General features: G+C 38.7%; 11 protein-coding genes. 4 read left to right on the top strand and 7 right to left on the bottom strand.

The genetic code is table 11. The annotated features are described in order from the left end of the window. Nucleotides 1-254: 254 nt before the first annotated feature. The 3 genes from KSK55_RS07245 to KSK55_RS07235 form a co-directional block, all read right to left on the bottom strand. Complete coding sequence (locus KSK55_RS07245; RefSeq protein WP_218608731.1) at nucleotides 255-920, bottom strand: hypothetical protein; 666 nt, start codon at nucleotides 918-920, stop codon at nucleotides 255-257. Next, on the bottom strand, nucleotides 920-2,683 hold the full coding sequence (locus KSK55_RS07240) for a hypothetical protein (RefSeq protein ID WP_218608730.1): 1,764 nt from the start codon (nucleotides 2,681-2,683) through the stop codon (nucleotides 920-922). Before KSK55_RS07240 ends, KSK55_RS07245 begins: the two co-directional genes overlap by 1 nt. Nucleotides 2,684-2,853: 170 nt before the next feature. Next, nucleotides 2,854-5,040, bottom strand: a complete 2,187-nt coding sequence (locus KSK55_RS07235; protein WP_218608729.1) for a PAS domain S-box protein — start codon at nucleotides 5,038-5,040, stop codon at nucleotides 2,854-2,856. Nucleotides 5,041-5,207: 167 nt separating this feature from the next. Between KSK55_RS07235 and KSK55_RS07230 the strand changes: the two genes are divergently transcribed. Next, a complete protein-coding gene (locus tag KSK55_RS07230; protein WP_256664273.1) occupies nucleotides 5,208-7,034 on the top strand; it encodes an AAA family ATPase in 1,827 nt (608 codons plus the stop codon). Here KSK55_RS07230 and KSK55_RS07225 read toward each other — a convergent pair. The 4 genes from KSK55_RS07225 to KSK55_RS07210 all read right to left on the bottom strand — a co-directional run bounded on the left by KSK55_RS07225 (nucleotide 6,960) and on the right by KSK55_RS07210 (nucleotide 12,670). Beyond that, nucleotides 6,960-9,116: a PAS domain S-box protein gene (locus tag KSK55_RS07225; RefSeq protein WP_218608728.1), complete on the bottom strand. Its 2,157-nt coding sequence runs from the start codon at nucleotides 9,114-9,116 to the stop codon at nucleotides 6,960-6,962. The genes KSK55_RS07230 and KSK55_RS07225 overlap by 75 nt on opposite strands. An 81-nt stretch (nucleotides 9,117-9,197) precedes the next feature. After that, nucleotides 9,198-10,352: an ATP-binding response regulator gene (locus tag KSK55_RS07220; RefSeq protein ID WP_218608727.1), complete on the bottom strand. Its 1,155-nt coding sequence runs from the start codon at nucleotides 10,350-10,352 to the stop codon at nucleotides 9,198-9,200. A gap of 12 nt (nucleotides 10,353-10,364) precedes the next feature. Continuing rightward, nucleotides 10,365-10,733, bottom strand: coding sequence for a response regulator (locus KSK55_RS07215; RefSeq protein ID WP_218608726.1), 369 nt, complete (start codon nucleotides 10,731-10,733; stop codon nucleotides 10,365-10,367). Between the two features lie 2 nt (nucleotides 10,734-10,735). Next, nucleotides 10,736-12,670: a hybrid sensor histidine kinase/response regulator gene (locus KSK55_RS07210; RefSeq protein ID WP_218608725.1), complete on the bottom strand. Its 1,935-nt coding sequence runs from the start codon at nucleotides 12,668-12,670 to the stop codon at nucleotides 10,736-10,738. Nucleotides 12,671-12,944: 274 nt separating this feature from the next. Here KSK55_RS07210 and KSK55_RS07205 point away from each other — a divergent pair, with 274 nt between their 5' ends. From KSK55_RS07205 to KSK55_RS07195, 3 genes are all read left to right on the top strand, one after another. After that, the gene (locus KSK55_RS07205) at nucleotides 12,945-16,337 is read left to right on the top strand and encodes a PAS domain S-box protein (protein ID WP_218608724.1); all 3,393 of its coding nucleotides are present in this window, start codon (nucleotides 12,945-12,947) and stop codon (nucleotides 16,335-16,337) included. Nucleotides 16,338-16,401: 64 nt separating this feature from the next. Beyond that, the gene (locus KSK55_RS07200) at nucleotides 16,402-19,038 is read left to right on the top strand and encodes a PAS domain S-box protein (protein WP_256664271.1); all 2,637 of its coding nucleotides are present in this window, start codon (nucleotides 16,402-16,404) and stop codon (nucleotides 19,036-19,038) included. Between the two features lie 164 nt (nucleotides 19,039-19,202). Further along, entirely contained in the window at nucleotides 19,203-20,216 is a 1,014-nt protein-coding gene (locus KSK55_RS07195) for an ATP-binding response regulator (protein ID WP_218608722.1), read from the top strand. The last annotated feature ends 3 nt before the right edge of the window (nucleotides 20,217-20,219 follow it).

Here is a 20,219-nt window from a genome sequence, read left to right as displayed (position 1 = left end):
TTTCGTGCCTCATTGTCATACCCCCAATATGACAAACAATTTTGTTATCATTTGAGAATATATAGGTTTATAACAACCATTAATTATCAGTAATACATTTTTGCAAATTATTACTAAAACGGGAAAAAAAAGTCTAAATTAAAAAAATTTGATGATATTTTCTCTCATAGTAAATGATAATTATACAATACGCACACTCAAATTTGGAAATAGAAGCGATTTTTTAATATTTAAATACCAATTGATTGAAAAGATTATTTTGAAATCACGTCAGTTCCGAATTGATTCAAAACTAATGTTACATCACTTCCTGATGGTGTTGTATAAATAATCATTACTTTATCAACCGGTTTAGGTGGATTTTGGATCCGTAATGAGGAGCCGATGCTAAAATATTTGTCTGACCCTATGTCGTTATATTCTTTAAAACTTTCACTATTGTATGATTTTTTTTCAAAATCCGTCTTATCAAATTTTTCTTCGTTAATAATAATTTTCATCAAATCTATATCTAGAGTGTCCCCACCATTATGACAGAAGTAAATTACATTACATTCTTTAAGATTCGAACACATTGGGGCGATACAATGCTCCATGCATCTTAAAATATCAACAGAAGAATCATCAGCGTAAAATTGTTCCTTATCCGGATATTTTTTATATTTGCAATTCTCCTCACACATTTTGTAATTAAAAGGATCACTTGAAGGATGACAACTAAATGATCCTTGAGTACAGGGAAATTCTGTATCAAAATTATCGATTGTATCACTACATGCCATACTAATTTTTACCTGTGGAATTGATTGTGGTTTAACCATAGGTAGATATATTGATGAATAAATACCAAACACAGCAACGATAATTCCGATTAATGCAATGGCACCAACTATTTCAGATACTCCTTCATTGCAATTCATCAGAGTGCCCCACTCTGCATAACAAGGGATACTTCAGATTCAGTGTAATCTAGGATAAACGGTTCGTCATATCTAGAATCATTCTTTATATATTTTTCAACTGAAGGAAGACATTTGGAGCTGTTATACGTAATGGCTTTACAATCACCAGCTAATTTTCCAACACCTTGGCCTATTAGCAAATTAGAAGAAAATATCCGTTTTGGTTCGTCTTCTATCCGAAATGAATATAAATACCCACTATAAGATCCAACATCTGGTTTATCTGGATTATCTGATATTGTTTTATTTGTTATTGTTTTTACTTGATCAAAGCCTCTTTTCCATAATTCGGTAGAAGTTTTCATCCTTTCAATCTCATCCGTGCCTAATGTTCCAGAAAGAGGGGATGTTGAACTAGTTACTCTTGGATCGTCCGGAATAAACCTTAACCAAATTGCATATGCATTAGGGGTGTTTGCTTCCTTCAACTTGTATTTTTTAATCGAGCCACTACTGGGGAATTCATCCCCAAAATTTGTTAATTCTGTAGTTCCATCAAATAAATTATGATTAATTTGATCAATTTTTGTAAAAATTTGTGCACTCACTGATCCGCTTATGTCTTCTGTATCAGTTATCCGAATATTGTTAATGCTCACTTTTAACGTATATTCATCGTCAATATTTTTAATTGGCGTTATTGCAATAGATGGAACCAGCATAACTGATGATCCCTGATCTGAGGGCTGGTTTAAAAATAAACCTCCCATTTCATATAGTAAATTCTGATTTACCCAGTATCTGTTAGCAGATTCATATTGTAATGATCCGATTCTTGGGGGATAATAATTAATTTTATTTGAGATTGCAGCACTTGCGTAATTATTTGTGTCTTGTTTTAATTCTTGAACATTTGAAAAATAATTATCATAATATTGGGATGAATTATTTACAATGAGGTCATTTAAAATGTTAACTGTGTAGTTAGTTCCATATGATGTATCCAAAGTGATATTCTCGATAATTGTTCTTTCTCCTGTCAATATTCTGTTTGGGTATGTTCTATTATCCCAGATTTCTAATATCAAATCATGAATTTCACGAGTAATTGGGAAGGTGATAGTAGCTGTAGCATTCATGTACTGAGGGGTGGGAGATGGAATAGGAGTTGGGGTTGGAGAATATGTAATATTGCTTAAATTAATAGTTACGAATACATTCTCCAATACTGGACGTTTTTTTAGTGTGATATTGTAGAATCGATCAAATATTGTAAAATTTATTGGGCTGGGTGGGCATTTATTATAATCTTTACACGATATAGTTGACAATTTTGGATAGAAATTTAAATAGGATTCTGCATAATACTTTGAATAATTAGACGAAAAATACTCTGTAGTTGATAATGATGAGAGATCTGTCATATCGCCATTAACAACAACTTCTAGAAAATCATTCTGTTCATTAACCATCAGTGTTCCTGACGCTTCGATATATGAACTCATTGGCATGACACTCAAGGATCCAGATCCCACAGATGATAATGTTCCCAATTCAAAGGAACGAGCAATAGGGAGGTTAATTTTATCATTAATTATTAACCCGTCGATATCAGCTTTGAGGCCGATAAACTCCTGGGTAATATATTTCATATGAGAGATTTCTGCATCTCTTCCCTGAATGGGAACAACATACAAAAGGTACATAGAGAACAGTATCGCTAATAGAGAAACGATCATTAAAAACCCGATTACTTCAGATAGCGCCTGCTCCCGTTTCACTCCCCCACCCCAAATAAGATACTTATCTATCTTTAAGTTTTTGAAGTTATTGACTTCAGAACATATTTTGCCAAATGTCTGGTAGGTACTATCAGAGGCTGTTCCCTATTGATTCGCACCAATTCTTAAAAAAAGAAATCTACGTTATAAACCGAAAAAACAACCCGCTATTACTGGTTTGCTGTTTTCCATTCACCGTCTGGGATCCGGATCTCAAACATCGCTCCATCGCCTTCCTTCCCTGTTTCAGAAATCGATAAACCGGTAATATCAAGTATTTCTCTGGTCAAAAATAATCCAAGCCCGGTATTATTCCCTACCCCTTTCCGAAATATTCTCTCCTTCATCGGTTCCGGAATACCGACTCCATCGTCTCTTATTACCCAGATTGCATCAGTACCATTCTTGTACCAATAAGAGGTTATCCTGGTAATTGTGCCTCCATATCGAAGGGCATTATCACAGATATTATAGATTACCCGTTCCAGAAGAGGATCTGCAAAAATAGAAAATCCATCAAGATCCAGGTTGAGTGTAATATCTCCCATCTTTAGACTAGAAATAGCAGTTAAAAAGGTCTCTTTTGCATTCTGCCATAATGGTTCCTTCACACCAAGATCCTGGTAATCCCTGGTAAATTCTATCTGTTCCTGAATAAGATAGGCAACCTGGTGAGCTTTTTTAATATATGTTCCGATTTGTTCAGGGCTTTGTTCCATCTCTGCATATGTCAGGTATCCTAGTATTCCTGTCAGGCTGTTTAAGATATCATGCCGTGTTATGGATGAGAGGAGATTTAATTTTGAATTGACCAGTTCGACTGATGCCTGGGCGATCTTAAGGTCAGTGATATCAATGATAACAGCAACTACTCCGTTAATCTCCCCGTCTGTCCCTCGTAACGGTGAGTATCGCCCACGGAGGAATCGTTTTTTCGGTTTCTCATGTTCAAATTCCATCTCTTCTTGAAAGGGTACCTCCCGACCGGTGAGTGCCTGCTTTATGAGAGATAGGTGTCGCTCAAATCTTGAATCCCTGCAGAAATTTTCGTATGAATGACCCTCAATTGCCTCCGGGATGAGTCCGAATGATGAACTGAAGTTCTTATTTGCAAGAAGGATCGTTCCTTTCTCGTCAAAACAGATAATTGAGACCGGAACGGTGTCAATAATAGATCTCAGAAGTCCTTTATGTGACCGTATCTCATCTTCTGCTTTCTTTCGCTCGCTAATATCCCTGACTGATGCAATAACACCAATAATAGTACCATCAGAATTCTGGTACGGAGTATATATTAATGATACCCATCCGCTTTTTCCTGTTTTTGGAATATGGTACCAGACATCTTGTGATGTAGAAGTTTTTCCTTCCAGGGCCTTTTTCATATGGCTCTGAAGATCATCTCCTATGAGTTCAGGTATAAAGTTTAATGAGGGCTTTCCAAGCAATTCATTTTCCGAAATGCCAGTAATCGTTTCCATGAACCGGTTCCATACCCGGTAATTGAGCTCGGTATCATAGACAATGATTCCTTCACTGACATTTGAAAGCACCTGCTGGATACATCTGGTTCTGGTAGACAGGGATAATTCAACCTCTTTGAGATAGGTTATATCAATCATCGTGGTCAGGAGAACCTCTTTGTTATCCCAGAGTAACGTATCAACAGAAAATAGCCCGGTAATAAGTTCACCATTCTTTTTCCGTATTATAATCTCTTTATCCCGTGGGGGAGCATCTGGATCATATTCTGCAATAATTGAATCTCTCACGGTTGGATCAAAAAAAATCTGAAGTTCTGTTGAACTCTTTCCGATGACCTCTTCTTTTGTATATCCGAGAGTCTTTAAAAATGCCGGATTTACAACAATAAATACACCTGTGTCCGGGTGAGTGAGAGCCATTGGGATGGGATTTTCTTTAAACACCTGTCGGTAAAACCTGAATCGTTTATTGAAGTTTTTCTGTTTGATCCTGTTCTCTGTTGTCTTGATAATTAACAGTTCAAGGTTTATTGCCCATGCAGAGGATGTTTTATCTATGCAGTAAAATCCGTCAAGATATGATAATAGAACTTTTTGAGAGAGTAATGAGCAGGAATACGTGCACCCGATGATTGGAACATCCGGGTATTGTTTTCTCATTATCTGAATCTTGTCAGGTATTTCTGGTGCATCTCCTATGAATTCGACAAGGAAGCAATCTGTTGAAATGTTTTCTTTATCCCTTTGACACCGGTTATCATCTTCTGAAAAAATGATAATAGATTCAGTTGACAGACCTGCCCGTATGAATGCTGTGAAATCATCTGAAGAATGTAATATGCATACCCGAATAGGTCTTAGATATTCATTCATGTATATGTGGGAAAGAACCCGTACCCTTCATAATTGGATTATAAAGATATAGGTTTTACACTCCGTCAGGTTGTATTTGGATTTGAAGATGTCTCGTGAAAGCTGAAATACATAAAATGATAGGATGATATGGATGATATCATATGATTTAACCTCCAATAATATCCATGCAGCGGAGGATTCCGTATGGTATTATTAACTACCAGGAAGTAATTCAAAAGCAGGCTTATCTGGTTGATAAAACGCCATATATTCAAAAACTTGAATTCATTCAAAATCCGGTTTTCCTCAGGCCAAGAAGATTTGGAAAATCACTCTTCTGCTCTATGCTCCAGTATTATTATGATCTCTCCTACCTGGATGAATTTTCTACTCTGTTTGGATCTACCTGGATCGGTGCCCATCCTACTCCATCACATAACCAGTACATTGTTTTGAAGTTAGACTTTTCTGTTGTTCGGGTAGATGATTCGAGTAAAACTATAGAAGAATCCTTCAATAAACACTGTAATACCCGATTGCGTACGATTCAACAAAATTATCCAATATTTGGTGAAGGATTGGAAAAGATATCACTTGATATAGCTGCATCGGATAATCTTGATACCTGGTTGAATTATCTTCTTATGAGCGGTGGTCCCCAGGTTTATGTAATTATTGATGAATATGATAATTTTGCAAATCAATTAATAACAAATTACCAGGACCGGATATACGAAGAACTCACCGCTGGAGATAGTTACCTGAGAACCTTTTTTAAAGTACTGAAACAGGGAAGACAAACAGGAGCAATCGCAAATATATTCATCACCGGGGTTCTTCCAATTACTATTGACGATCTTGCATCAGGATATAATATCGGCACATTTCTGACACTTGATCCTGAATTCGAACATATGGTGGGTTTTACCCCGGATGAAGTTGTTCATCTCCTGGATAATATTTACCAGGATTATGGATTTGATACTGCTACAAAACCGATGGTTATGGAAGTTATAAAAAGCCAGTATGATGGATATCATCTGGCTACTGCCGATGGGATGGCATTATTTAATCCCACAATGCTGATGTTTTTTCTCAGACAATTTTGTTTGAACGGGACAATCCCGAATCAACTCACAGATTTGAATATCAGAACGGATCTGGGGTGGGTAAAATGGATAACCGGGATGCAGTCAGAAGATACCGAAACCTTCATCCGGGATTTAACCCTCCATGATACTGTGCCATATGATGAGGATTTTCTTGTAACGAAATTTAATATGTCTCAGTTTTTCCAAAAAAGTTATTATCCGATTTCATTTTTCTATCTGGGTCTATTAACAAGGAAGGATGAGTTTTCTTTAAGTATCCCAAACCTGAATATCCGAAAGATCATTACTGAGTATCTGAATGAACTCTACCATATTGATGTCTCAACACGATATGAAGATGCGATGAGACGGTTCGTTCAACACCCGGATCTTCCCAGGCTTTTTGCAGATTACTGGCAGTTATATGTCTCCCAACTACCTGAAGCGATCTTCACACATATACAGGAAAATTTCTATCGGACAACTTTTTATGAGCTCTGTAGCAGGTACTTATCGAAGTGGTTTACCTGGAATGTTGAGCGTTCATATCCGGGGGGAAGAACAGATCTTGAGTTTGTGGGGAAATATAATGAAAAATTTGCACATCTTCGAATATTAATTGAGTTCAAGTATATCTCGAATACAAATTTTCAATCCTATCACTGTCCAATTGAAAACTTTCCTCTCAAGCAGAAAGATACACTCCAGAAAACCGGGTATGCCCGAGATCCTATCAGGGAATATCCTGAAGCTACTTTAAAAAATACGTTATTTATTGTATTGGAAATCACGGGTTTCGAATCTATGATCTGCATTCCACATAGAAAAATCCGTTTCATATTGAAATTACTTCTTCCTGAACTTCCCCTTTGGAACCAGAATCTCAAACCTGGCTCCCAAACCTGGTTGTCCGGTCTCTGATATTGTAAGTTCAGTAATTCCTAATATTTCCTGTGATAGGTTCAGACCAAACCCGGTATTTCTAAAATATTCTCTTTTAAAAATCGCCTTTTTATACTCTGTCGGAATACCTACTCCATCATCTTCACATACGATAACATACGAATCATTGATGAAGGTATCAGTAAAGGAAATTTTGGTAATCTTCTCTCCATATCTTCTGGCATTCTCTGCCAGGTTGTAAAATACCTTTTCAAGGAGAGGATCGGCGTACACAAGCATCTCTGACATCTCAATAATAACCGTTATTGGATCCAGTTTCAATGGGCGGACTGCCTTCATTATCGTCATCTGAATGTCCTGCCACATCGGTTCACGAATACCAATATCCTGATAATCACGGGTGAATTTTATCTGCCGTTCGATATTTTCAACCGAGGCAAGTATTTTAGATATATTTGTTTGAGCTTGTGGATCTTCAGTAGTACTTCTCAGGCCTTCGATGTAGAAGAGTAAAGCTTGTATTTGGTTTAAAATATCATGCCTGGTGATATCTGACAGGAGATGTAGTTTATTGTTCGCAATTTTTAATGCATCTTGTGTATTTTTCAGATTGGTGATGTCGACTACAAAGATGAGGAGACTTATCACATCCCCCTGAGTATCAAAGAGCGGGATTTTATCTGACTGAACCCACAGATGTTCGCCATTTAGGAGTGTCAAAACCTCTACTATTCCTCGTTTTGGCTCCTTTGAAGTAATGACCTCAAGATCATCGGCATAGTATTTGTCAGCAAAATCCGGGAATAGATCATAGGCATTTTTACCTTCAATCTCTTCAATTGGTAATCCGACCGTAGTTGCCGCTGATTGATTTACACGAATAATTCCATTTTTCGTATCTTTATACCATACCATGGCAGGCATATGGTCAAGAATTACCTGGTTTTCATAACTTATCAGTTCGATTTTTTTATGGTATTCTTTTAATTTTGATATGTCTGAAAAACTCTCGAGGAGATACTCCTTTCCATGGATGGTTACCGGTTTAACCGTTTTGATTACCGGGATCTCTCCGCGGGTATGACTGATAAGGATTCGCTCAGCATGGTCAATCTCCTGGTTCAAATCATGAATCGGACATTTCCCCCGTCCTTCCGGACAAATAAATGTATGGCACTCTTTTCCAATCACATCGTTTTCAGGAAGGCCGATAAGGTTTAATGCCTCCTGATTTGCCCTGACAATCGTATGATTACTGGCATCGATAATCATCATTGCCTGCTGATTGTCAAAGATTGTCTTCAATGCTTTTTCACTTTCACAGATTTCCACCTCAGCTAGTTTTTTCTCGGTAATATCACGATTACTTCCCCTTCTGCCAAGGAATTGTCCCTGTTCATCATAAATCGCAGAACAGAGATGGTTTATCCAGATGGTTGTCCCTTTTTTATGGATTACCCGGATATCCAATGAGTATGGGTGATTATCTGCTTCACTTTCTATGATATGGTTCTTCCAGATTTCCCGATCTTCTGGATCAATGATCGAGATGAGGAGATCAGGATTGTTATAAAATTCCTGGGCAGAATACCCGGTTATCCGCTCACATGATGGAGAGGTGTAAATGAACCGGCCATCTATACCGGTCCAGTACTCCCAGTCATAGGTATAATCAGCAACCGTGCGAAATAATTGTTCACGTTTTTCTAATTCAATCTCTTTTCTGTACCTGGTTGTACTTTGAGTGATAAACCGGCTGAGTTCAAATAACCTGAGTAATGGGTCTGGATCTTTTTGTAGGAAAAAGTCGGCCCCAAGATTTACTGCATCAATTGCAACATTCAGTTCTGCTTTTCCAGTGAAAAAAACAAATGGGATCTTCGAATTTTTTTCTCTGACAATTTTTAGAAACTCTACACCAGACAAATCAGGCATCATATAATCAGAAATGATGCAATCGTAATCGTTTTGAGTAAACAAGGCAATTGCTTCATCAGGCGAAGTGGTTGTATCAACTTTGCAACCAAGCTCTGTCTCCAGGTATTCTCTCCCCAAATCAAGAATGATACGTTCATCATCAAGGTATAAAATGTGACACATATTGCCCCCCCTCTGTTGTAATAATTAAAAACAAATACTCCCCAGAAAATATCCATTCATCAGCCGCAGTTAGTCCATATCTTAAACCCGGTCATTCAGATCTTGAATACTCCCCATTGTATGTTTTCCCTGAGATCCTGAGAGCACGTTTCTGACCTTTTCAGATTCAATCATACGGATGTCAAGTTTCCGGATGAATGAATCAATATCGTTTACCGCAGTCGCGACTTTATTCTTATATCCACTCTCACACTCTTCGCAACATGACATAATAACCGATAAAGGATTTCGTATCTGGTCTCCGATAACTGCAATATGGTGAAGATTCTCATTTATCTGGGTAAAAGCCTGGTGTAATTCTTTTATTGCCGCTTTTCTGTACGTAATATCCCGACAGATAACCAGACAGAATCGTGTTCCGTTCTCTTCAAAGAGATGGGCACTTATCTCAACAGGGACAATTTTTCCAAATTTTGTCAGATGTTCCGCTTCGAATGTCTGATGCTTTCTCTCAAGAAGGGTTGCCATAAGCTCCTGGTAATATTCAGAACTCTTCGCATTATCGATATCAGTCATATTTTTACTAAGAAGCTCATCATGTGAGTACCCAAGAAGAGCTGATGTAACTCCGTTTGCTTCTAGTATACGACCAAACTCACCGGTTGGAGTAATTTCATGCAGGATGATTGCATCGTTTGCATTATCAAAGAGATTTTTATATCTTTTCTCTGATATTCGAAGGGATTTATTCATTTCTTCAAGTTCAGTAAGTTTCTTTTCAAGCTGATGAATGAGGCGTTTATTATGTTCGGAGAGATATTCGTTTTCACCAAGTACGATTGTTTTGGGGACAGCAATCTCTTCTTGCGGGATATTTTTTACAAAGTCACGGATTATGTTGATAAATTCTGCCGGATCGGTTGGTTTTACGATAAACCGATCCGCTCCAAGGCTTTCTGCAAATTCACGATCTTTCTGCTCAGTATAGGCTGCAGTGTAGAATATAAATGGAATTTGTGCATAGTCAGGATTCGTCTTCACTTCTCTGCAGAGTTGAAATCCGTCCATCCTTGGGAGGAGGATATCAGAAATGATGAGATCAACTGGTCCTTCTTTCAGCTTTTCAAGTGCTTCTACTCCGTCAACTGCTGATATTACAGAAAATCCATATCCGATAAGAAGTTTTTCGAGAAGATATCGGTTTATATATTGATCATCAATAACCAGTACATTCATCTTATTCATCCCCTATTCCTTCAAGTGAATTTTTATCTCGTCTACAAAGGTAGCCGGATTAATTGGTTTCTCAATGTAATCTGTAGCACCAGCTGTCAGTATCTTTTCCCGGTCACCTGCCATGGCATATGAAGTAACGGCAATAATTGGGATTGTATCAATATCAGGAGTTTTTCTGAGAATCTTTGCAATCTGATACCCATCCATCTCTGGCAGTTGTATATCAAGGAGAATGACATCCGGGTGTTCGTCGATCGCTTTTTGTATTCCAACCTGCCCATTTAATGCCTCAATCACGGTATATCCGTTTGATTCAAGCAGAAAATGCATAAGGTACATATTTTGCTCATTATCTTCAATAACCAGAATTTTTTTCCCCATGATTACTCCTCTCCTGATGGCATATGTATGATAAATTCACTTCCTATTCCTTCTGTACTGGTAACTGAAATAGTGCCTCCATGAAGTTCCACTAATTTTTTGCTGATTGAAAGCCCTAATCCCGTACCTTCATGTTTCCTGGTTGTCCCGGTATCAATCTGATGAAATGGCCTGAATAATTTTTCCATCTGCTCTTTTGAGATCCCGATACCGGTATCTGATACAGAAATTCTGATGGAATCTCCTTCTCGTCTGCTGGTCACAGTCACCGTCCCATTGTCGGTAAATTTAATTGCATTATTTATGAGATTGATGAGAATTTGTTCAATTCTTCTCTGGTCACCGATGATAATGCCTATTTCAGGTCCCAGGTCTGAAATAAGGTGAAGCCCTTTGTCTTCGGCACTTTTTTTCAGGGTTGTTAGGACTGATTCTATGCACTGGTTGACGTGAACGGTGCCCTTTGAAATATTTAGCTCACCTGCTTCAATCTTAGATATATCTAGGACATCGTTAATGAGTGCAAGTAAATGTCTGGCACTCTGCTGGACCATGGTGAGTTGTTTATCCTGCTCTTGATTGAGCGGACCAGCAAGACCCTGCAATAAAATACCGGTAAAACCGATGATTGAATTGAGCGGAGTCCGAAGTTCGTGAGACATGGTTGCCAGGAATGCCGATTTGAGCTGATCAGCTGCTTCAGCATGATCCCGTGCAATAATAAGTTCCTGGTTTGTTTTTTCTAGCTGGAGGGTTCTCTCCCTGACCAGGTCTTCCAGACGGTCCCGATAGGATGATACCTCTTCAAAAGCTTTCTTTTTCTGGCCCTCCTGCTCTTTGATGGTTTGAATCATAAGTGAAAAGGAATGAGCCAGGTCACCTATCTCTCCTTTGGTATTCAGATCAACCGGGTGGCTTACATCCCCGGTTTCAGATATTTTTTTTGTGATCTCTGTAAGTTTCGATAATGGCCTGATTATGGTCTGATCCAGAATAATGAGAGTAATAACACTAAGAAGGATAAGGGCAATGATGACAAATACCAGGATAAAATATATTGACTCTCTGATTTCTGTTTCAAATTGTGAAAAAGGTATAGTAATAAGGAGTTTCCATCCAAGCATTTCAGACGTGTAAAATATAAGATATGATGATTGAAGGGTAATCATTCCCTTCTGTTCGTTTAACAGGTAATCTGCCTGACGCTCCCCTACAATATCTGAAATATTTGTAAACTGAAGTGATGCATCTTTGGATGCAAGAATCATTCCGCTTTTACTGACCAGCATTATCTGGCCTGAGTCTCCGACATCAATTGATGAAATATAATCCGTCAGATTTACGAGGGTTACGTCTGCTCCCAGCACTCCATAAACCGTTCCGTTAGGATAGGTGATGGCTTTCACGATTCCGATATTTACATCCGGAGAAGTAATAGACTGGTACGGCTCGGTTCTCATCACCTGATCAGGATGTTCTTTGGCAAGGATATACCAGGGTCTTGTCCGTGGATCATAGTTCGTCGGTCTGGCACGGGGATGAGATCTCACAAATGTCCCTGATTCCCTGCCCATATACACGGAATTGACCGCCGGATGAGTCAGACGGAATGCATTCAGGACAGATATGATTGCTGCTTCACGATCACCGATTGAATACCGGAATGTCTCCTCTGAGACATTAACAAAATTGGTAAATCCGGTATCATCAGGATCTATGACATTTTTATGCATGAGGAGTTCTGAAATGTCCTGTTCCACCTCCATGATATAGGTAGATAATGCAAAATCAATGTGTTTCAGCTGGTTTTGTGAATCTTTTAACGTAGTCTCTAGATTCTTATCATGCAATGATGAAGGCATGATTACTCCGATACAGACCAGGACAAGAGTGATTATACATAAGTATAAGAGAAGAACCCGGGTTCGGAGTTTCATAAACGTGAATATTTCATTTTATGTTATATAAAGAGATCACAGGAAAAAAGCCCTTCATATTTTCGATTTTAATAGATCCAACGTCAGTTCTTTCTAAGAAGATCTCATATACTCAGAGCACTTATTGGATATTACCGGAGTAATGATGCTGCCAGGTTTATCCTTTCATGTATCGCCCCTTCACCATATCTCCAGAATATTACAATCTTATCCGAATTTGTGGTTATTCATATCATCTGGCATGAGGATAGAACAAATCATGTGGTGGAGATAAATGTCCATAGACCTGTCATTCGTAAAAAAACCACATTTTTATACAATCGCAGGAATTATTCTCATATTTTTTATCATTATACTTACAGGCTATTTAGAAATCCTGGACCAACAGAAGATTGCAGAACAGGAGATTCACTCCGAACTTACTACTATAGCAGAACTGAAAGCAGCATCCATTTCTGACTGGTTCTTTGAGCGAAAATCAGATGCTGAAGTTTCGATGAAAAACCAGATGCTCTTTGGATATCTGAGTAATCTCAAAAACCCTGGAAGGTTTGATATTACAAGAGCCGGTCTTATTGAGTGGCTTTTTAGTCTAGTAACAAGTTATCATTATCAGGGTGCTGTTCTCCTGAATGAAACGGGAGATGTGGTGCTTACTGTCCCGGATGATGCATCAATCAGCACATTTAGTAAGAATGAAACGTTTTTTAAAGCACTGAATTCTGCAAACCCTGTTTTTACTGATCTCTTTTTAGATCCAGAAACCGGGAAGAGAACAATGGAATTCTGGATTCCTATACGGGCAAGAACAGGTGATCCAGCAATAGGGGTCCTGGTTCTTGAGATGAATCCTGAACAATACCTCTATCCCATGATTCAATCATGGCCGAAATCTACAAAAACTGCAGAGTCACTGATTCTCCGGCAGGTTGGGAATGAGGTTCTATTTTTAAATGATCTCAGGCATATTCAGAATGCCGGTCTTAATCTTCAAATTCCATTGGAAAATGAAAATGTTCCGGCTGTAATGGCAGTGAAAGGAATCCGGGGAATTGTCAAAGGGAATGACTATCGGAGTGTGCCGGTTGTAGCATCCATTACAGATATTAACGGAACACCATGGTTTATTGTTGCAAAAATAGATCAGGATGAAATATATACTCCGTTCAAACAATTTTCATTTTTTATAATTGGCCTCATGCTCCTTTTAATCATTATTGCATCTCTTGTCTTTATTGCCTTCTATAAAATCCGGGAAAATAACTACATTCGCCAGGAACTCGACCAAAAACAGCATGAACTTTTCCTTTCTGATCGGATACGCCTTCTTATGGAGCAGGCGAATGATGCAATCTTCATACTGGATACTGATTGGCACATTCTTGATGTCAATGACCGTGCGGTTGTGATGTACGGATATAGTCCTGAAGAGTTTCAGAAAAGAAGATTGTTTGATCTCCATTCTGCAATATCACGAGAAAAACTAACAAATGAAAAAGAATACCTGATTCAAACAAAAACTCGTGTAGTTGAGACTGAGCATCAGAAAAAAGACGGAACGGTTTTTCCAGTCGAAAATAGCATCCGGCTAATTGAATATCAGGGTAAGATATTTTGGCAGGTGATTGTTCGGGATATTACTACCCGGAAAGCCTATGAGACTGAACTCCTGGAAAAAAATGTAGAACTTCAGTCAATGAATGAGGAGCTACATGCCTCAAATGAAGAGTTAGCAACTCAGCAGGATGAACTTCGGGTTCAGATGGAGAGAATATCTGCATCGGAGCATGCACTTCAGGAGGTTCGGGAACGGTTATATGAAGCACAACGAGTTGCTCATATTGGTACATGGGAGTATGATGTTGATGCGAACACGTTATGGGCGACGGATGAAGGCTTTCGAATTTTCCGAATGGAGCCAACACCTGATGGATTTGTAGACCTCGAGACTTTTTTGAGTTGTGTTCCTCATCGCGATCAGGTTATGAAAAAAATGGCTGATCTGATGGAGCATAAGATCCCATATAATATTGAAACGACCATCATCCCTGTTGATGGTTCACCAGAACGGATTGTTGTCTCGACCGGAAATATCCGACAGGGATCAGGTACCAGTTCGGAAAAAATTGTTGGCATCATTCAGGACATTACCGACAAAAGAAAACTTGAAGAAGATATCAGAAAGACGAATGAAAAGATATCTGCATTTTTTGATTCGCCAATTATTGGTATCATTATTGGGGATATACATGGTACTATCTCCCTTGCGAATTCTGAATATCTCCGGATCATTGGGTATTCAGAAGATGATCTCCATTCAGGCAGAATAAAATGGAATGAAATAACTCCTGTTGAATTTTCCGCTCTTGATGAATATGCTATTACAGTAGCAAAAGAACGTGGTAGTTGTACTCCGTTTGAAAAACAGTATATCAGGTCTGATGGGACCAGAATCTGGGTTCTTGTTGGATTTGTGCTGCTGGGGCAGGAGCGGGAAGAAGCAGTTGCATTTATCCTTGATATTTCAAACCAAAAAAGAATTGAAGAAGAGTTGCAAACCCTCAACCAGACTCTTGAGGAAAAGGTAACTGAACGGACTGATCAGATAAAATTTGTGAATGAAGAACTTCTTTCAGAAGTGCAGGAGCGAGTATCTGCTGAAAAACATTTACAAGAGATCCTTTCTATTCTCTCTGCCACGATTGAATCGACTCCTGACGGACTGCTTGTAATTCATAACTCTCACATTGTGTCTGTTTTTAATCATATCTTTCAACAAATTTGGAATATTGAAAATTATGAGATACAGGGGATGCATGAACAGGAACTCTTTTATATCCTTTCAGATCAGGTTTCAGACTCAGATGCATTTTTCGATACTATCAGAAAGGTTGAAAAAAACCCTGACATTGAAACGAGTGATATCATCACCCTTAAAGATAACCGGATTATTGAGCGATATTCAAAACCACAGCATATCGGGTATACTATCGCTGGAAGAGTCTGGAGTTTTCGAGATATTACCGAACGAAAGCGAATGGAAGAGACTATTGAGAAATCTCTTCGCGAAAAGGAAATTTTACTGAAGGAGATCCATCACCGGGTAAAAAACAATATGCAGGTAGTCTCAAGTCTGCTTTACATGCAGTCCCGGATTGCGACAGATCAGAAGATAAAAGAACTCATGGTTGAAAGTCAGAACCGGGTCAAGTCCATTGCTCTTGTCCATGAAGAACTCTATCAGTCATCAGATCTCGAACGAATTGATTACTCATCATACCTTCGAAAGATTACCCGTAACATCTTTGAGTCCTATAAAGAGACCAGTAGCAGGGTAACACTGAAACTTCCTGATACTCCGGTATATATCCCCATTTCAAAAGCAGTTCCCTGCAGCCTGGTTGTAAATGAGCTGATATCCAACTCTTTGAAACATGCTTTCCCGGATATGCGGGAAGGTTCGATATCTATAGATTTTGTTCTTGAAAATGGGATGTATATCCTGAATTATGCTGATGATGGTATAGGAATGCCAGAGACAGAGTTACATCTTATACCAAAAACTCTTGGTATGGAGCTTATCCATGGGCTTGTTAAACAACTCAACGGGACTATTACCCGGACAGTAGAAAATGGGACATCGTATGAAATTAGATTTAGTGACTAATCTGAAAAAATCAGGTCATATTCTCCTTTTTATCTTGATCTATTTCATTTTTGCAAAGATCTCCATGTTTTTTGGGATCAGTTATGGAAATGTGTCCCCCTTCTGGATTCCTGCTGGAATTGCGGTATCTGCCATATTATTTTCCAGAATTTATCTGCTTCCCGGTGTTTTTTTTGGAACAGTATTCTCGGTCGCAACAACCGGGGTCACTCTTCCTGTCGCAATATCTTTGGGCATTGGAAATTTCTTGGCAATTTCTGTTTTTTGTTTATCATTTCAACATTTGATTAAAGAAAAAATGTTCCTAAGCTCACCAGGACTTATTTTTAAGTTTTGTATCATAAGTGCAGGTTCGTCTCTCATTGCTGCAGGAATTGGAGTTAGTTCACTTATTCTATCCGGATATGTTCAGGTTCCTGACATACTGATAAACAGCCTTACCTGGTGGCTTGGGGATGTTGCAGGAATGTTGATAATTGCCCCGGTAATCTTTACCTGGTCAACACTGACGAAAGCATCTCTTGCAACATATATTAGGATTGAGCATGTATTCTTTTATTTTCTGCTTATCATCGGAAGCATGCTCATATTTTCTTATAGCACTCCCTATGTGTTTTTAATCTTTGTAATATATGCTGCTTTTCGGTTTTCTGCCCGTCATGGAACACTTACGGTTCTCATTGGAGATCTGATCGCAATATGGTCGGTATATTTCAGTCAGAGTGTTTTTTTTGGATCTTCTGTTCATGATACCCTCTTCTCTATTCAGTCTTTTATAACCATTACGTCTATTACCGGCCTTTTTCTGATATCTGCATTACATGAACGAAAAAAGGTGATGAATGAACTTCAGGCTGCCAAACGCGAACTTGAGGATCGGGTAGCAAATCAAAGTCTTACGATACGAGAACGTGAAACCAGGTTTTCAGAACTTGTTAATGCAATGCGTTCCGGTGTTGTAGTCTATCGGCCAACTCATGATGAGACAGATTTTATTATAGAGGAAGTAAACCCGGCCGTTGAAAAGATTGAAGGGCTTAAAAGAGAGGATATTGTTGGCCGTTCTGTCAAAGATGTCTTTCCAGGTGTTGAAAATTTTGGACTTTTTCAGGTCTTCCAGGAAGTCAGTAAAACCGGGATAACGAAACATTTCCCGGTCTCTTACTATGTGGATAACCGTCACTCTGGCTGGCGGGATAATTTTGTATTCAAGTTACCTGGTGGTGAAATCGTTGCTGTTTATGAGGACGTCACAGAAGAAAAAGAGGTAAAAAAAGAACTTGTATATGCGAAAAACTGGCTTGAGTTCACCCAGACCGTCGCAAAGATAGGGCTGTGGACATGGGATATACAATCTGATACACTTACCTGGTCAGATGAGTTTTTCGTGATGTTTGGCCTTCCCCCCGGGACCATCCCTTCATTTGACTCCTGGCTGAAAACAATCCATCCTGACGATAGGGATGCTGCATACGAGAGAACTCTCAGGTCTGTGAGCGAGAAAAAAGAACTCTGGAATGAATATCGAATTATTCTCCCATCCGGAGAGATTCGATGGATAGCAGCAGCAGGAAGAACTGAATATGATCACTATGGTGTCGGAATCGGGATGTCTGGGGTATGCATCGACATTACCAGCCGAAAAGATATAGAAAATGCACTCCGGGAGAGTGAAGAACGGTACAGGATGCTGGTTGATAATGTTCCTGATATAATTCTTGTTCATCGGAATGGAGTGCTTTTATATGTTAATCCAGCGGCTGCTTCCATGATGGGATACACAATCCAGGAACTGTATGATACCTTGCTTATCTTTCATGTCTCTCCTGAATATCACGGAATACTCATTGATGCAATAAAGCGCAGGATGGATAGTCAGGATATTGAACCATATGAGTTAGAAATTTTATCAAAAAGTGGAGAAAGAAAACGGGTTGTTGTCAGAGGGTGCACTATCCAGTATCAGGGGGAACCTGCATCACTCAATGTCCTTACTGATATAACTGAACGAAAGATTATCGAGGATCAACTTCGAGATTTTAATGAAAAACTTGAAATAGAAGTGAAAAACCGGACTGAAGAACTTCAGACCTCTCTTGCAGAAAAGGAAGTGCTGCTTAAAGAAATTCACCATCGAGTAAAAAATAACATGCAGGTTATTTCCAGTCTTTTGTTTATGCAGGCAAGAAATGCAGAGCAAAAGGAGGTCCGGGATATACTTCTTGAAAGTCAGAATCGGATTAAATCTATTGCCCTTGTTCATGAAAAGTTATATCAGTCAAAAGATTTTGATAGAATTGATTATCCTGATTATTTGATTCGAATTACAAAGCAAATCGCCGAATCGTACAAGGCCGGACAAAACCAGGTTAGGATCATAGTAAATAATGACACGGTTTATCTCTCAATTGACAAGGCTGTTCCCTGTAGTTTAATCGTAAGTGAATTGGTTTCAAATTCTCTCAAGTATGCTTTTCCTGATAACAGACCTGGAGAGATTCAAATTGATTTCTCTCTTTTGGAAAATGAATATGAACTGATCTATACGGATAATGGGATTGGAATTCCTGAATCTATTGAGCCGGGTAAAACAAAAACACTGGGACTTGAACTCATACAAGGTCTTGTTCATCAGTTAAATGGAACAATGACATTAGATAGGTCGAATGGAACAAAATATACTCTTCGGTTTTCTGCATAACGTTCTTGTTTGGTTATACTTCACAAATGAAAACATCTATCTCTCATGATGATGTATCCTTAATTGTTTGCTCATAACCCGGTAATATCCGATTCATGGAATTCTTATACTAGGAGATAAAACGGTATTTCATTGTAATCAAAAATGCTCTGTAAATCTGCTCTATGATGGACAAAGTTAAAATTCTGGTTGTTGAGGATGAGTTTGTTACAGGACTTGAGATACGTGCACGTCTTGAAGATCTGGGATACGAAGTTCTCGATATCTTGGATACCGGTGAAGAGGCGGTGGAAAAAGCAGGGGTAATGCATCCTGATATCATGATCATGGATATTACCCTGAAAGGTGTGATGACCGGGATTGAAGCGGCAGATCTTATCCGAAGGCAGTATCGTATTCCAATCATTTACCTAACCGCTCATTCTGATGAAGCAACAGTGCAAAAGGCTGTTCATTCAGAACCATTTGGATACCTCATCAAACCACTGGAAGAACGGGCATTACATACAACTATCCGGATGGCTCTTTATAAACATGAGATGGATAAAGCTCTGATTGAGAGTGAAAGAAGGTACAGAGCCATTGCAGAATTAGCTGAAGATTCGATATTCGTTTTAGATAATAATCACAATATCCTTTTTTTAAATACCCATGCAAAGAAATTTTTCGGTCAGGAGCAAGATCTTGTATCTCCTGTACCCATTGGTTCATTTATTCCGGCCAGTCTCCTTGATACTCTGCAGGAACAGATAAAAACAGTCTTTGAATTTGGAAATTCTCTTCGTGTCACACATAATTTTACTTATCATGATGAGGAAATCTGGCTAGATTCTACAATAGTTCCAGTTACTACCCCGGATGGAGTTATCCAGGTGATTGGTCAGCTTCATGATATATCCATGATGATCCGGATAGAAAAAGAGGTAGAGAAAAAAGGACTTGTTCAGATAGAACACAATATGGAACAGTTCCAGATCTTAAATGACCGTATCCGGAATCCTCTGGCAATTATCATGTCACTTGCATCTATGTTCGAAACAAAAGAGGGTGATGAAATTATCGAACAGGTCAAACGGATTGACAATCTTGTAACCCAGTTAGATCAGGGATGGATCCAATCTGATGCGGTTCGGAACTTTTTGCTCAAGCACTATGGGCATGGAAAAATTGCCGAGTAATAT

Origin of the sequence: Methanospirillum hungatei, assembly GCF_019263745.1 — an archaeon.
GTDB classification, from domain to species: Archaea; Halobacteriota; Methanomicrobia; order Methanomicrobiales; family Methanospirillaceae; genus Methanospirillum; species Methanospirillum purgamenti.
The sequence above is the reverse complement of the archived record's forward strand: the minus strand, read 5'-3'. Positions and strand labels throughout refer to the sequence as shown.

Coding starts and splice junctions, on each gene's coding strand:
- KSK55_RS07245 (WP_218608731.1), bottom strand. CDS start 920: ATGAATTGCAATGAAGGAGTATCTGAAATAGTTGGTGCCATTGCATTA.
- KSK55_RS07235 (WP_218608729.1), bottom strand. CDS start 5,040: ATGAATGAATATCTAAGACCTATTCGGGTATGCATATTACATTCTTCA.
- KSK55_RS07230 (WP_256664273.1), top strand. CDS start 5,208: ATGCAGCGGAGGATTCCGTATGGTATTATTAACTACCAGGAAGTAATT.
- KSK55_RS07225 (WP_218608728.1), bottom strand. CDS start 9,116: ATGTGTCACATTTTATACCTTGATGATGAACGTATCATTCTTGATTTG.
- KSK55_RS07220 (WP_218608727.1), bottom strand. CDS start 10,352: ATGAATGTACTGGTTATTGATGATCAATATATAAACCGATATCTTCTC.
- KSK55_RS07215 (WP_218608726.1), bottom strand. CDS start 10,733: ATGGGGAAAAAAATTCTGGTTATTGAAGATAATGAGCAAAATATGTAC.
- KSK55_RS07210 (WP_218608725.1), bottom strand. CDS start 12,670: ATGAAACTCCGAACCCGGGTTCTTCTCTTATACTTATGTATAATCACT.
- KSK55_RS07205 (WP_218608724.1), top strand. CDS start 12,945: ATGTCCATAGACCTGTCATTCGTAAAAAAACCACATTTTTATACAATC.
- KSK55_RS07200 (WP_256664271.1), top strand. CDS start 16,402: ATGTTTTTTGGGATCAGTTATGGAAATGTGTCCCCCTTCTGGATTCCT.
- KSK55_RS07195 (WP_218608722.1), top strand. CDS start 19,203: ATGATGGACAAAGTTAAAATTCTGGTTGTTGAGGATGAGTTTGTTACA.